A 14,866-nucleotide genomic window follows, 5' to 3' on the forward strand; every position below is an offset into this window, starting at 1 on the left:
CGGACCTGACGGAACGTAGAACATGTGACCAGGCCGTTGGTCATGAGCAGGGAGGTTCCGGTGGTTTCCGTGGCCGATTGCGTAGTTCTACTGACACTGGCGCCGGTCGAGACGCACACGGGGAGACGGCGCCATGCTCGGATGGGCCGGGTACCGCAGGCCGGCCACATCACGAAGGAGAACGAAGCCGTGCAGCTCGACGAAGAAGGCCAGGCGAGTTCGATCCCGGAGATCCTCGAACAGTTTCCCGGCCGCGAGTGGTCGTGGGCGCTGGAGGCGTTCGAGTACTGGGGCGCACCGCCGACGGTGCGGGTCTACCCCTCTGGATGCACGACGACGCAGCCGGTCGAGACCGGCGACGGCCCGTATTTCGTGGTGGTGGACGGCGACCTCACGTCCACCGCCCCCGTGGATCTCGCGACGTGCGACTACACCCCGGGGCTCGTGATCGTGACCGGGAGCCTGAACGCCCCCTTGCTGTATTTCGCCGACAACATCCGTGTGTTCGTCGGTGGCGATGTCCGCGTCAGCGGTGCCTGTCTTGGGGCACTCGGAGACCGCAACGCCATGCTCACCGTCGAGGGCGAGCTCCACGCACGCGCCCTGATCCTGGGCTCATACGCCGAGGTCTGCGCGGACGGAGGCATCCGTGCGCTCGTCTACGCCCACGGGTTGGATCAGCTCTGCCCCGACATCGTCAGCGACGGCTTGGGAGACGACTCCCGCTTCTTCCGCCCGGAGTTGCTCGACCACCACGAGAACTACCCACCCATACTGTCCTTTCCCGCGGCGGTCAAGGCCGCCTTCGCCGGGGAGGAACTGTTCCTGCCGGGGGTGGAGGAGCGCTTTCCCGAACGCCTGGTGCTGCGCCGCGACTCCGCATGACAGACTCCCGGTGACGACGCCGGACTTCCGTACCAGGTTGGATAGTTCCACGGATGCCCACGCCGGACGGCAATCCGTGCCGTCATCCCTCAGCCTTCGGACCAGGTCGGTCACCGCCGGCGGCGCGGCCGTGCCGGTGGCCGGCCGCCCGCCTTCGACGCCGAAGCGTACAAGCAGCGCAACGCGGTGGAACGCTGTATCAATCGGCTCAAGCAGTGGCGCGGCCTGGCCATGAGAACCGACAAGCTCGCCATCGCCTGCCAGGCCGCACTCCACCTTGCCGCCATCCTCATCTGGAGCCGCAGATGACCGAGGTTCCAGACTTCGGTCCACCACCTGCACCTCGTCGGCACGCAGACCTCCGCGCCCTTGGATGGCCGGCGGGGCCGCATGCCCTCCTACCGGTTGAGGATCTGCTCGACCGTGTCGGCCACCTGCTCGGCCTGGATGTCGCGGCCCTTCTCATTGGGATGCGCATACCAGGGGACCTTGGCTCCGAGATCGATCTGGGAGTCCTCCAGCAGGCCGCCGATGCCCCGGTCGGCGCCGTCGCACGCCGTATTGCCGCCGGTGTGGGCGTAGAGGTCGACGAAGTCGGCGCCGCCTTCGGCGTCAGCGGCGGCCTTCTTCATGACGTCGTTCAGCCGCTTCTGGATCTGGTCCAGGACCGGCAGAGCGTCCTTGGAGATGTCGGCGAACGGCAGCTCCGTCTGACCGGGCGCCGCGGTCAGGCACTTGGTGGTGTCCTCGGGCACGAGCCGGGGGTAGCCGACCAGGACGCGCTTCGCGTCGGGGGCGAAGTAGCCGATGCGGTCGAGCAGCTCCTCCAGATCCCCACCGACCTGCTCGAACCGACCGTCCAGCCACCGCTTGCCGTCCCCGGACTCGAAGAACTCACCGCACTTTGAGGCCGGCTTGTCCCCATCCACCGGCTCTCCCGGCAGCAGGGGGTGGCCCCGGAGCTCGTCGGAACACTGCTTCAGGATGCGGTTGAAGCCCAGCGTGTTGCCGCCCATGCTTCCCACGGCCAGCTGGGTGTCCTGCTTGAGCGCGTCCTGCTGCGGCGGGACCGTCATGCCGGGCAGCAGCAGCTCCTGTTCTTGCCAGAAGTGCTCGACGAGGGCGCCTGGGAAGGAGACACGGCCCAAGCCCCACGGCCGGGCAGCCCGTGGGGCTTCGGGCAGGGGCGACAGAGGGTCCCTGAGTAAACCGCAGGCGCCCGCGACGGCCGGGGGCGCGCCCAGCGGCCCGGAGGTCCGACTACACTCCTGTCAGACTGATGAGCTTGTCCGGATTGCGCACGATATATACGCACTGAATGAGCCCGTCCCTGACGTCCACCTGAAAGACGGAGTCGGGCTTTCCGTCCGAGAGCACGAGCAGGCCCGGTGCACCGTTGAGCTCCAGGAACCGGATGTCGAGGTCCTGGGTCTGCTCGTGAGTCACGGCGAAGAGGAAGCGGCCGACCTTGTCGGCGCTCTCGATGATCCGCAGCGGCGCCTTGGACTTTCCTCCGCTGTCGCCGACGAGGCGCACATCGGGTGCGAGCAGGGCCAGCAGCTTCTCGATGTCACCGCCCGCCGCCGCCGCGAGGAACCGCTCCGTGAGGTCACGACGCCGGGCCGGGTCGACGTCATAGCGCGGTTTGCGCTCCTCGACATGGTGCCGCGCACGTCCTGCGAGCTGCCGTACCGCGGCCTCGGTCCGGTCCAGGGTGGCGGCGATCTCGGCGTACGGGAAACCGAACGTCTCGCGCAGGACGAAGACGGCCCGCTCCAGCGGCGACAGCGATTCGAGGACGACAAGCACGGCGACCGATACGGAGTCGGCGAGAACCGCCTGTTCCGCGGCATCGGGCACGGTCGGTCCGAAGTCGGTGACGAGGGGCTCCGGCAGCCACGGCCCGACGTACGCCTCGCGCCGCGACTGCACCTGCCGCAGCCGGTCGATGGCGAGACGGGTGATGATCCTCACGAGAAAGGCGCGCGGCTCCCGTACCTCCTCACGTGATGCGGACGACCAGCGCAGCCATGCCTCCTGCACCACATCCTCGGCGTCGGCGATCCCGCCCAGCATGCGGTAGGCAACCCCGGTGAGCACGGGGCGGTGGTCCTCGAAGATGTCGGTCGCGGTGTCGACTGTCACCCCTCCATCCCAGCCGAGAGTCCGCAGACTGTCCAGCACGAACCGCGCGGCCTCTCGAACTGCAAGCTACCGAGCGGTAATTGTTGTTGACGAGACGTCTAAGTCGCCTTCAGGCATGGCCCGTTCATGCTGGATCACCCCGGGAGCACCAGCATGGCCACCACGGTCTCGTTCGGCGTCGGCTCACCGCAAGGGCCTCGGACCGTGTCCGTGGCGTATAAACGGACCGGTTCCGGAGAGCCGTTGCTCCTGCTCCACGGCATCGGCCATCACCGTCAGGCCTGGGATCCGGTGCTTCCCGTCCTGGCCGTGGAACGGGATGTGGCAGCCGTGGACCTTCCTGGTTTCGGTGCCTCCTCGGCGCTGCCCGACGGTGTTCCGTACGACCTGGCGAGCATGGCTCCGGTGCTCGGTGCGTTCTGCGAGGAGCTCGGCCTGGACCGGCCGCATGTGACAGGCAATTCGCTGGGCGGTCTGCTGGCCCCGGAGCTGGGCCGCGAGAAGCTCGTGCGGTCGGTGACGGCGCTGTCGCCCGCCGGTTTCTGGACGCAGAGCGAGCGGCGCCATGCCTTCTCCTGACGGGCGCCGAGGCAGGAGCGGCCCTGCGGCCACTGGGCGACTTCGGCACCGTGCCCGCCACGGACCGAACGGTGAGCATGGTTCTCGGCTACGCACATCTGGCTCCCCAGGACATCGCGCAGGGTGTGCGGTTGCCGGCAGCGGCTCAGCGATACGACAGCGGACCCGACATCGGTGAGGGCCGGGGCCGGGTGTTCATCCGAGGTTGGTGTGCGCGCCGCAGACGGGCACAAGGGTGGGGTCGGTCGACCAGCCGGCCGTTCGTCCGCTGTCCACTGCCCCGGAGGCGCCTCGATGTCGTACCGTCCGCGTATTCCGTCCCTCGACCGCCGCGGTGTGCTGCGCGGTTCGCTCGCCGCTTCGGCGGCGCTGGCACTCCCCGTGGTGGGCGCCGCGGCGCCCGCCTTCGCTCTGTCCGGCAGGCCGCGCGCGGCCTGGGGCGTGCAGGTCGGCGATGTCACCGCCTCGTCCGCGCTGGTCTGGGTCCGGTCGGACCGTCCGGCCAGGATGGTCGTGGAGACATCGGCGACGGAGTCCTTCCGGCGGGCCCGCACATGGCACGGTCCGCTGGTCGGTTCCGACACGGACTTCACCGGGACGACACCGCTGTATGGGCTGCCACCGGGTGAGCAGGTCCACTACCGGGTGACGCTCTCCGATCCCGAAGACCCCCGTCGCACCGGCGAACCGGTGTACGGAACCTTCCGGACCGCGCCCGCCCGGCGCCGGGACGGGGTGCGCTTCCTGTGGTCCGGCGACATCGCGGGGCAGGGCTGGGGCATCAACCCGGACATCGGCGGCTACGTGGTGTACGACGAGATGCGCCGTCTCGACCCGGACTTCTTTCTCTGCAGCGGCGACAACATCTACGCGGACGGCGTGATCGAGCCGAGCGTGACCCTGCCCGACGGGCGGGTCTGGCGCAATGTCACCACGCAGGAGAAGGCGAAGGTCGCCGAGACCCTTGCCGAGTACCGCGGGAACTTCCGCTACAACCTGCTCGATCGCAACCTCCGCGATTTCAACGCGCAGGTGCCTTCGATCGTTCAGTGGGACGACCACGAGGTACGCAACAACTGGTATCCCGGGCAGATCCTCGACGACTCCCGCTACACCGAGAAGAACGTCGATGTGCTGGCGGATCGCTCGATGCGGGCGTTCCGCGAGTACTTCCCGGTGTCCACGCTGCATGCCTCGTCCGACGAGGGGCGGATGCACCGAGTGGTGCGGCACGGTCCGCTGCTCGATGTGTTCGTCCTCGACATGCGGTCCTTCCGCAACGCCAATTCCCCTGGCCGGCAGCCCGACGACACCACCGGCATCCTCGGCGCCGAGCAGCTCAGCTGGCTCAAGCACGAGTTGTCGCGGTCCCGCGCGGTGTGGAAGGTGATCGCCGCAGACATGCCGCTGGGGCTGGTGGTCACCGACGGTGCGACGGATTTCGAAGCGGTCGCACAGGGCGATCCCGGAGCCCCGCTCGGCCGTGAGCTCCAAATCGCTGAACTGCTCCGGTACATCAAGCACCGGCGGATCACCGGCACGGTCTGGCTGACAGCCGATGTGCACTACACCTCGGCGCAGCACTACGAGCCCGAGCGCGCAGCGTTCAAGGACTTCGCACCCTTCTGGGAGTTCGTGTCCGGGCCGCTGGCAGCCGGTCAGTTCCCGGCCAACGCACTCGACGCAACGTTCGGTCCCGACCGGGTCTTCGTGCGGGCGCCCGACCGCGCGAATGTGTCACCGATGGAGTCTCCGCAGTTCTTCGGTGAGGTCGACATCGACGGCGACAGCGGCGAGTTGACCGTGCGGCTTCGGGCGCAGGGCGGTTCTGTACTGTTCAGCAAGGTGTTGCAGCCGGGGCGCGTCGGACAGTGATTCAGCACGCTGACAGTCGGCCCCGGGCAGTGGCCGGGGCCGACTGTCAGCGGTGGGTTCTACGGTTTTTGCATGACCCGATCCGTTCAGGCATTGGCCTACGCACGCCCGTCCGCTCTGGAGTCCTCGCAGACCGGACAGTTCCTCGGCCTGGAGACCGCCGGTGGTCACACGCCGCGGGGCGCCGAGCCCCACCCCCGGTTCTTCTCCGGATTTCTCACATCGCCGAGAATCGCTGCCCGCGGCCTGCTGGCCGTGGCGGACGTGGCGTCCGCGCGCTATTACCAGCGCACCCTGCCCGCCTCGCTCGACCCGGTGGTGACGGGCAACGGCGACCGGTTGCGCTTTGAGTCGTTCTCCGGCTGTTGCGGGGTGTATGCGCGCCTCGATGTGCTGCGGGACGGTCTGGACGGTGCGCGGACGGGTCACGGTACGACGAATGTGGATGTGAACAACCCGCTGCGGGAGGCTCTTTCCCGGATAGCGGTGGACGATCCACTGCACATGCGGGTGGGGCCGGACGAGTTGGCCGTCACCACCATGGACGGTCCGGTCGTGGAGAAGAAGGTGCCCTTGCCTGACCGGTGGTTGCGCGGCTTCGCCGAGGCGCAGGTGGTGTCCGCCGGTTTCGATCTGCGGGCCGAGTTGTCGGCCGCGGAGGCCGTACGGTTCCTGCGTTCGCTGCCTCGTTCGTCGGGGAATGCCTCGCGGGGCGCGCAGTGGGTGGTTCCCGCCGGGAAGACGTTGCGGCCGACGACACGGCCGGTGGCGGGGGCGGTGTGTTTGCCGGGCCCCGAGCGGCTGGTGGCACTGCAGCGTGTGTTGCGTCATGCGACGTCACTGCGGGTGTACGGGCCGGTGGCCGACGGGGCGGCGACCGCGAGCGCCTGGGAGGTGGTGCTGCCGGGCATGCGGCTCACCCTGACGCTGTCGCCCGATGCCTCACGCGGGTTCTCCGGCGAGGGCGGGGTGCTCGATGCGCTGGCCACCGACGATGCCGCGGCCGACGCCGAGCTGGTCTCCGTGCTCCTGGCCTGGGAGCCGCGGATCGAACCCGCCGACCTCGCGGAGCAGTCGGGTCTGACGGTGGAGCGGGTGCGGGCCGCACTCACCCGGCTGGGGACAGCGGGCCGGGTCGGCTACGACCTTGCCGACGCGGCCTACTTCCACCGCGAGCTGCCGTACGACGCCGACCGGGCCGAGCGGCACAATCCGCGGCTGGTGGCGGCGCGGCAGCTGGCCGGCTCGGGCGCAGTCGTGCTCGACGGGGAAGTGGCGGCCGTGGCCTCGGGAGAGCGCCGCTACCAGGTGAGGGAGAAGGACGGGATGTCGAGCTGTACGTGCCAGTGGTGGGCGGACTACCGCGGGCGGCGGGGCCCGTGCAAGCACGCGCTGGCCGTCCGGATGGTCCGTCGCGGTGCACCGGTCGTCGGAGGCGTGCGATGAAGGAGCTGCTCACCGCAGTACGGGAAGGTCGCAAGCAAGACGTGCCGGCGTTGCTGGCCCGGCTGGACAAGGCCGAACGCCGTTCGGCGCTGGCGGAGTTGAAGGAGCTCCGCAAGGAGGCGCGGAGCTGGCACTGGCGCGAACAGGACAAGATCAGGAAGGCCCTGCTGGTGGCCGGGGCGGGCTGTCACACCGGCGCCGCGGGCTGCGCCACCTGGATCGGGGGCCGGGATCTGCTGGGCTGGACACGGTCCCCGTACCCGCTGGTTCTCGAAGTCCTGGCGGACCGTGACCCTGCCTGGCTCGGTGACGTCGCGCATCGGCTGGCGGGGCGGGCCGCGACGGCGGAGACCGCGTACGAGCTCATCTCCGGGCTGGTGAAGATCGCTCAATGCCCGGTGCCCACCACTGACGGCTTCGTGCAGGGCTGGGCCGAGACAGTGTCGACCGCACCCTGGCGCCGGCAGAGGACGCAACCGCTGCGCGACATCCTCCGTGCCGACCCGCATCTGACCGTTCTGGTGCCGCTCCTGTTCGAGGTGGCGGAACTGCCGCCACAGGTGACCTGGATCGATGAAGCCGACAACCCGTGCCACTGGCCCGAGGCGCTGGCCTCCCTCGCGGACGAGGGCCTGTTGGAGCGGTCGGTGCTCGTCAACAGTTGTGTGACCCGGCTCCTGCGCGGCGGAAAGCCCGGCGATCTCCGGTTCTTCCTGGCCGTGTTGCGCCGGCTCGCGCTGACCGAGCAGGAGGAGGCCGAGCGGGTCGCCGACTGGATCGGCATGGCCGCGGACGGGATCTCCACCGTGGCCGGCCATGCCCAGGAGGCGCTCGGTCGTCTGGGCGAGCGCGGAGAACTGCCCGTGCGGGCCCTGGCAGATATGTCGGGTTCGGTGCTCTTCCGCACCGAGAAGAAGCTGGTCCGGGCTCAGCTCGTACTGATCGGCAAGGCACTGCGCCGCGATCCGTCGACGGCCGACGAACTGCTGCCCGTCGTCGCGGAGGCCTTCGGGCATGAGGACATCGCCATCCAGGAGCGGGCGCTCAAACTCGTGGCGCGGTACCTGCCCGTCGTCGGTGACCCGGTGCGGGAAGAACTTTCCCTGTCCGCCTCGCTGTTGGGACCGGCTCACCGCACCGCTGCGGCCGAGGTGTTCGGCGACCTGCTGGGCGACCGGTCGGCTGCTGAGCCGTACGAGGAGCTGCTGCCACCCGCTCCGCCCCTGCATCGTCTCGAACCGGCACCGGCGACGCTGCCCGAGCTCGTCGAGGAGGTGGTGGTCCTGGCGAGATCCGCATCGCGCGATGTCACCGCCTTCGAGCGGGCGCTGGACGGACTGGTCCGCCATGCCCACACCGATCGGTCGGCGCTGACCGACGCGCTGCGTGATGCGCTGGCGGGTCAGTGGTGGCTCGACGACGAACCGTTGCCGGAGGTCGAGCGGCGGCTCCGCTCGGAGGCGGGTATCGAGCTCGTCGTGGCCGTACTGCTCGGACGGGTGCCGGTGCAGGCCGTGCAGGACGGACGCGCCGCCTGGACCGGCACCGGGACCTGCGTCCATGCCGCGCTCAAGGGGGTGATGAAGGCCCGGCTGTGGGAGGCCGCCGACGCCGTGCTGAGCGGCAGCGCACCGTTCCTGCTGGCTTTTCCGACATGGCACACCGGCTCGCTCGACCCTGCTGTGCTGGTCGAGCGACTGCGTACGTATCAGCAGCTCGGGATCCGGCCCGGAGACGCGGATTTCGCCCAGGCCCTGCTGCGCGTGCGGCGCAACGGTCAGCACGAGGCCGCGGCGGCGGCCGCCCTGCTCGGCACCCCGGAGGGTGACCGGCTGGCCGCCTGGCTGCAGGCCGACGAGCCGCTCGCGCCCGTATTCCGGTTCGATCTGGAGAAGCAGACGTCCTTGGCCCATGGCTGGGACATGCGACAGCCGACCGACTGGAACCGGCGCGTCCTGATGGCCAGCAACGAACGCCCTTTCATCCAGCGGGAGTTCCCTCGTTCCTTCCACTGGCTGGGCCATCCGCATACGCCGCGCCATCGCATCTGCTACCACTGGGGCGACCAGCCGGGGTCCTGGCTCGCCACGCTGCCCGAGGACGGCGAGACACTGGCCGCATGGCTGCTGCCGAGCATCGCAACTTGTACGACCGATGAACTGAGGGGCTCGGCCCAGCCGCTCACCGCACTCGTCGAACTCGGCGGGCCCGCCTCCGAGGCCATACATCTGACCGTGGCATACGGGCTGGGAGCCCGACATCCGGAGGACCGGCTGTCGGCGGTGGACGCCCTGCTCATACTCGCGGCCCAGCAGCGGCTGGACGCGGCGTTGCTCGGCAAGATGCTCGCGATCCTCCACGACCACAGCCTGGTGAAGCCCAGTCGTATCGCGGATTCCACCCGTACCGCGGCAGCCACCGGGGCATACCGGACAGTACTCTGCGTACTGGCCCCCGTTCTGCCGGGACTGCTGGCGCGCAAGAAGGGACCTCGCGGGCTGAGCGACCTGCTCTCCGTGGCCGCCGAATGCGTGGAGCACTGCGGTGCGACAGGCACCGAGCCGATACTCGGGCTCGCCGAAACTGCCGCACGCGGCGGATCCTCGCAGCTGGTACGTCAAGCAGCGCGCCTGAAGGCGGCCTGGGAGCAAGGTTCGGTACTGACATGACCACCCAGGACATCCTGGCGTAACCCGCAGCGACCTGTCCGGGGTGCTGGGTTCTGCCCTGACAGGGCAGGTCCCGTCCGGCGCGGCGGCCCCTGTCCCGGCCCGGTGCTCGGGGGTCCGGGCCCGGACGGGAGCTGCCGTGCCGCCGTCTCATGGCCCGGGCCCAAAGGAGGCCGCAATACTGCTGCGAACCACAATCGATCAAGACATTAATCCGCCAAAACCGGTGATAGGGGACCAGACCCACACTTAACCGATCAGTCACAGAGCGTTCGTGATCAGGCAACACCGCTCAGTCACAGTGAAGGCATGACTGACGTGACATCCGCCAAGACCGCCCGCCGCTCCCACCACTGGCGGCGGGACGTGACCGAGCTGGCCGCACTGTTCACCGCGGTCGCGGTGGCCGACGCGATCGCCAACCTGATCGGACACCAGCCGGACGGACCGTATCTCCTGATCGCCTCGGCCGTGGCCCTGGCCGCCACAGCCGCGTTCCACACCTGGTGGGCACGTCGCCACAGCCACGCCCCGCCGCCGACCCGCACCGACCTCATCCCCGAAAGCGACAGCGTGTCCCACCGCACCGACGCCGCCGCGACCGCGCTCGTGACCACGCCCGCCACCACAGGCCCGGCCCTGTCCCCCGAGAACGCGGTGCTGTGGCGGATGCGTACCACCGTTCGGGACATCCCGGGCAGTCTGGCCGCGCTGTGCGTCGCGCTCGCCCGGCAGCGGGTCGACATCCTCACCCTGCAGACACACCCGCTGGCAGAGGGCACGGTCGACGAGTTCCTGCTGCGTGCCCCCGCCCCGCTCCAGGCCCAGCAGCTGAGCCGGGCGATCTCCGCCGCGGGCGGCTCCTCCACCTGGATCGAGCGGGCCGACGCGCACGACCTGGTGGACGCCCCGACGCGCATCCTGGGCCTCGCCACACGCACGGCCCTGGACGCCGCCGAACTCCCCCTCGCCCTGCGTCAGCTGCTCGGCCGCTGCACGATCCATTCGCTGCCCGCCGTCTCGCTCACCGGCCGCACAACCGGTGGGACCGCGCCCGTCGAGGGCGTGCTGGAGGAGACGGTGATGCGGCTGCGCGACCCGTCCGGAGGTGCCATCACCGTCGAACGGCCCTACCTTCCGTTCACCCCGACCGAGTTCGCCCGGGCCCGCGCCCTGGTAGAGCTCGACGCCCGGCTCGGCCCCCGTATGCCGCGCAGCGAGCAGGTACTCACCCTTCCCGAGGGCAACGAGATCACCGTGCGCCGCGCGGACCGCAACGACCTCGAAGAGGCCCGCGCCATGCACGACCGCTGCTCCGAGCAGACGCTGCGGCTGAGGTACCACGGCCCGGTCCGTGACGCCGACCGCTACCTGGACCATCTGCTGAGCCCTCGCTTCGGCCGCACTCTGGCCGTGCAGACGGCCTCGGGCCGCCTGGTCGCCCTCGGCCACCTCCTCTGGGACGGCGACGAGACCGAGGTCGCCCTCCTGGTCGAGGACGAATGGCAGCGCCGCGGGATCGGCTCCGAGCTCCTCGGACGCCTGGTGACGCTCGCCATCGAGGCAGGCTGCGAAAGCGTCTACGCCGTCACCCAGGCCTCCAACACCGGCATGGTCGCGGCCATGCGTGCGCTGTCCCTGCCGCTCGACTACCAGATCGAGGAGGGCACTCTGGTCATCACCGCACGGTTGGACGCAACTCCGGTCCGTTCGCTGCCGCCGTACGAGCAGGCCGGCCGCTGACCTCCTGACGGAGGACTTCCTGACGGCCCGCCTCCTGTGAGCTCAGTGCCTGGCACAGATCGGCCCACAGATCCTCGACATCCTCCAGACCGACCGACATCCGCAGCAGCCGGTCCCCGACGCCGGACGCCTGCCGGTCTCCCTCATCCACAATGCGGTGGCTGATGGAGGCCGGATGCTGGATCAGAGTGTCCACACTGCCGAGACTGACCGCGGGTGTGATGAGACGTACGGCCGAAATCACGCGGTGCGGATCCCCGTACACCTCGAACGAGACCATCGCCCCGCCAAGCTTCGGGTAGTGGACCCGGGCGATACGCGGATCGGCCGTCAGCCTGCGGGACAGTTCGGCGGCGCTCGCGGAGGCCGCCCGCACCCGAACCGGGAGCGTGGCGAGGCCGCGGAGCAGCAGATACCCGGCCATCGGGTGCAGCACCCCGCCGGTGGCGAAGCGCACCTGCCTCAGGCGGGCCGCGAACTCCTCGTCGCAGGCGACGACCCCGCCCATCACATCGCCGTGCCCACCGAGGTACTTGGTGGCGCTGTGCAGCACGATCCGCGCGCCGTGCTCGACGGGTCGCTGGAGTACGGGCGTGGCGAAGGTGTTGTCGACGAGCAGCGGCACGGAACCGCAGGAGTGCGCGATCGCGCGGATGTCGACCTCGGCGAGCGTCGGGTTGGCGGGCGTCTCCACCATCACCAGCCCGGTGTCCGGACGGATGGCCTCCGCAATGCCCGCAGGGTCGGTCCAGGTCACTTCGGTGCCCAGCAGACCGGCGCCGAGAAGGTGATCGCTGCAGCCGTAGAGCGGCCGGACGGCGACCACATGGCGCAGTCCCATGCTTGCCCGGACCAGCAGGACGGCGGTGAGCGCCGCCATTCCGCTGGCGAACGACACGGCACTCTCTGTTCCTTCGAGCCGGGCGAGGGCGGTCTCGAAGCGGCCCGTCGTCGGGTTGTCCAGCCGTGCGTAGACGGGCGGTCCTTCGAGCCTGGCTCCGGTGGCGGCGAAGGTGTCGATCCGCTCGGCCTCGCCCCTGGAGTCGTACGAGGGGTAGGTGGTGGACAGATCGATCGGCGGGGCATGCAGGCCCAGGGCCGCGAGATCGTCGCGGCCTGCGTGCACGGCTTCGGTGGCCAGCGCCCTGGAACGGGTTGTCGTCGAGGGCGCCATCGAGGATTCTGTGTCCATGACATAACCCTGAACAAATACCGGACCTTTATGCGAAGGCTCCGTGCTACGTTCGGCAGATGGCCGATTCAGTCGTTCTGGACCCGGTGGACCTGCACATTCTGCGACTGCTGCAGAACGATGCCCGGACCACCTACCGCGAGCTGGCCGCCGAGGTCGGGGTCGCACCGTCGACCTGCCTGGACCGGGTGGCCAGGCTGCGCCGCTCCGGCGTCATTCTCGGCCATCAGCTGCGTCTGGACCCGGCGAAGCTGGGCCGCGGCCTGGAGGCGCTGCTCTCCGTACAGGTCCGTCCGCACCGCAGAGAGCTCATCGGCCCGTTCGTCGAACGCATCAGGACGCTGCCCGAGTCCCGCGCGCTCTTTCATCTGACCGGGCCCGACGACTACCTGGTCCATGTCGCGGTCACCGACACCGCGGATCTGCAACGCCTCGTACTGGACGAATTCACCTCACGCCGCGAAGTGGCCAGGGTCGAGACCCGGCTGATCTTCCAACAGTGGGAGTGCGGACCGCTGCTGCCACCGTCCTCAGGATCGGCCGGGACTGGCCACTGAGGCCGAATCATGATGACGCGGGGGCCCCGCCGTACGAGGATGTCCGCATGTCAGACATTCCCAGCAGCGCGCTCCCCCGTCAGGTCGCCGACACCTACGTCGACGCATTCATCGAACTCGACCCGATCGCCGGCACCTATCTTGGTGTTGCGGAGAGTTCGCGCCGCCTTCCCGATTTCTCCCCCGCGGGGCAGGAAGCTCGTGCCGAGCTCGCACGCACCACCCTGGCGAAGCTCGATGCCGCCGAGCAGTTGCCCGGCGCGGACAGCGATGCCGAGCGCCGCTGCGGCCGCCTGCTGCGTGAGCGCCTCACGGCGGAACTCGCCGTCCATGAGGCCGATGAGGGGCTGCGTACGGTCTCCAACCTCGCCTCCCCGGCGCACAGCATCCGTGAGGTGTTCACGGTGACGCCGACCGAGACCGACGAGGACTGGGCGGCGGTCGTGGACAGGCTGCGAGCGGTTCCCGCCGCGCTGGAGGGTTATCGCGAGTCGCTCGCGCTCGGCCTGGAGCGCAAACTGTTCGGCGGACCGCGCGCCACGGCCACCTTCATCGACCAGCTCGACGAGTGGTCCGGCGACGGCGGGACGGGATTCTTCCAGGAATTCGCTGCCGCCGGCCCGGCGTCTGTGCGTACCGATCTGGACGACGGCGCCCGCCGTGCCACCGAGTCGGTCGCGGCGCTGCGCGACTGGATGCGCGATGTGTACGCCCCCGCGGTCGAGGGTGCGCCGGACACGGTGGGCCGTGAGCGGTACGCGCGCTGGTCACGCTACTTCAACGGCACCGACCTGGACCTCGACGAGGCGTACGCCTACGGCTGGTCCGAATACCACCGGCTGCTCGCCGAGATGAGGACCGAGGCCGAGAAGGTCCTGCCCGGCGCGGGTCCCTGGGAGGCGCTGGCCCATCTGGATGTGCACGGCAAGCACATCGAAGGGGTCGATGAGGTCCAGGCCTGGCTGCAGAGTCTGATGGACGAGGCGATCGAGGCCCTCGACGGCACTCACTTCGAACTCGCCGAACGGGTACGGAAGGTGGAGTCCCGCATCGCGCCGCCCGGCGGCGCCGCGGCCCCGTATTACACGGGCCCGTCCGAGGACTTCTCGCGCCCCGGCCGCACCTGGCTGCCCACCATGGGCGAGACCCGCTTCCCGGTGTACGACCTGGTCTCCACCTGGTACCACGAGGGTGTGCCGGGCCACCACCTGCAGATCGCCCAGTGGACGCATGTCGCCGACAGCCTCTCCCGCTACCAGGCGTCGATCGGCGGTGTCAGCGCCAATGCCGAGGGGTGGGCGCTGTACGCGGAGCGGCTCATGGACGAACTCGGCTTCCTGCCGGACGCCGAGCGCCGCCTCGGCTATCTGGACGCGCAGATGATGCGGGCCTGCCGGGTGATCGTGGACATCGGTATGCACGCGGAGATGGAGATCCCCGCGGACTCCCCGTTCCACCCCGGCGAGCGGTGGACCCCTGAGCTGGCCCAGGAGTTCTTCGGCAACCACAGCGGCCGTCCGGCCGACTTCGTGGAGAGCGAACTCACCCGCTATCTCTCGATGCCGGGGCAGGCCATCGGTTACAAGCTGGGCGAACGCGCCTGGCTGCTCGGCCGGGAGAACGCCCGCAAGGCACACGGTGACGCGTTCGACGCCAAGGCCTGGCACATGGCCGCCCTGTCGCAGGGGCCGCTCGGACTCGACGATCTCGTGGATGAGCTGTCCAAGCTCTGACCCGCCTCTCGCCCCCTCCCCTCCTGCTTTTTCGGCACTCCT

Annotated in this window: 10 protein-coding genes and 2 pseudogenes; 9 read left to right on the plus strand and 3 right to left on the minus strand. The window is 69.6% G+C overall.

Annotated elements, in window-relative coordinates:
• Positions 1–141 precede the first annotated feature (141 nt).
• On the plus strand, positions 142–885 hold the full coding sequence (locus IEZ15_RS31230; protein WP_189280367.1) for a motility associated factor glycosyltransferase family protein: 744 nt from the start codon (positions 142–144) through the stop codon (positions 883–885).
• Between the two features lie 60 nt (positions 886–945).
• Positions 946–1,194 (plus strand): annotated as a pseudogene (locus IEZ15_RS31235) (transposase); the annotation flags it as partial.
• Between the two features lie 89 nt (positions 1,195–1,283).
• Here IEZ15_RS31235 and IEZ15_RS31240 read toward each other — a convergent pair.
• Positions 1,284–2,033, minus strand: a complete 750-nt coding sequence (locus IEZ15_RS31240; RefSeq protein ID WP_229846210.1) for an SGNH/GDSL hydrolase family protein — start codon at positions 2,031–2,033, stop codon at positions 1,284–1,286.
• 112 nt (positions 2,034–2,145) lie between these two features.
• A complete protein-coding gene (locus IEZ15_RS31245) occupies positions 2,146–3,030 on the minus strand; it encodes an RNA polymerase sigma-70 factor (RefSeq protein WP_189280368.1) in 885 nt (294 codons plus the stop codon).
• A gap of 153 nt (positions 3,031–3,183) precedes the next feature.
• Between IEZ15_RS31245 and IEZ15_RS31250 the strand changes: the two are divergent.
• From IEZ15_RS31250 to IEZ15_RS31270, 5 genes and pseudogenes are all read left to right on the plus strand, one after another.
• Positions 3,184–3,603, plus strand: a pseudogene (locus tag IEZ15_RS31250) (alpha/beta fold hydrolase); the annotation flags it as partial.
• Positions 3,604–3,903: 300 nt separating this feature from the next.
• Entirely contained in the window at positions 3,904–5,484 is a 1,581-nt protein-coding gene (locus IEZ15_RS31255; RefSeq protein ID WP_189280370.1) for an alkaline phosphatase D family protein, read from the plus strand.
• A 72-nt stretch (positions 5,485–5,556) separates the two neighbouring features.
• Positions 5,557–6,930, plus strand: a complete 1,374-nt coding sequence (locus IEZ15_RS31260; RefSeq protein WP_189280371.1) for an SWIM zinc finger family protein — start codon at positions 5,557–5,559, stop codon at positions 6,928–6,930.
• On the plus strand, positions 6,927–9,599 hold the full coding sequence (locus IEZ15_RS31265; protein WP_189280372.1) for a DUF7824 domain-containing protein: 2,673 nt from the start codon (positions 6,927–6,929) through the stop codon (positions 9,597–9,599). Before IEZ15_RS31260 ends, IEZ15_RS31265 begins: the two co-directional genes overlap by 4 nt.
• Before the next feature lie 309 nt (positions 9,600–9,908).
• Positions 9,909–11,342, plus strand: coding sequence for a GNAT family N-acetyltransferase (locus IEZ15_RS31270; RefSeq protein ID WP_229846211.1), 1,434 nt, complete (start codon positions 9,909–9,911; stop codon positions 11,340–11,342).
• On the opposite strand, the gene IEZ15_RS31275 is transcribed toward IEZ15_RS31270, so the two are convergent.
• Positions 11,278–12,534, minus strand: coding sequence for a trans-sulfuration enzyme family protein (locus IEZ15_RS31275; RefSeq protein ID WP_189280373.1), 1,257 nt, complete (start codon positions 12,532–12,534; stop codon positions 11,278–11,280). The genes IEZ15_RS31270 and IEZ15_RS31275 overlap by 65 nt on opposite strands.
• Positions 12,535–12,593: 59 nt before the next feature.
• Between IEZ15_RS31275 and IEZ15_RS31280 the strand changes: the two genes are divergently transcribed.
• Both IEZ15_RS31280 and IEZ15_RS31285 read left to right on the plus strand, forming a co-directional pair.
• Positions 12,594–13,091, plus strand: a complete 498-nt coding sequence (locus IEZ15_RS31280; RefSeq protein ID WP_189280374.1) for an Lrp/AsnC family transcriptional regulator — start codon at positions 12,594–12,596, stop codon at positions 13,089–13,091.
• Positions 13,092–13,138: 47 nt separating this feature from the next.
• On the plus strand, positions 13,139–14,824 hold the full coding sequence (locus tag IEZ15_RS31285) for a DUF885 domain-containing protein (protein ID WP_189280375.1): 1,686 nt from the start codon (positions 13,139–13,141) through the stop codon (positions 14,822–14,824).
• Positions 14,825–14,866 lie beyond the last annotated feature (42 nt).

This window comes from Streptomyces atratus, assembly GCF_014648655.1.
In the GTDB taxonomy this organism is placed as follows: Bacteria; Actinomycetota; Actinomycetes; order Streptomycetales; family Streptomycetaceae; genus Streptomyces; species Streptomyces atratus.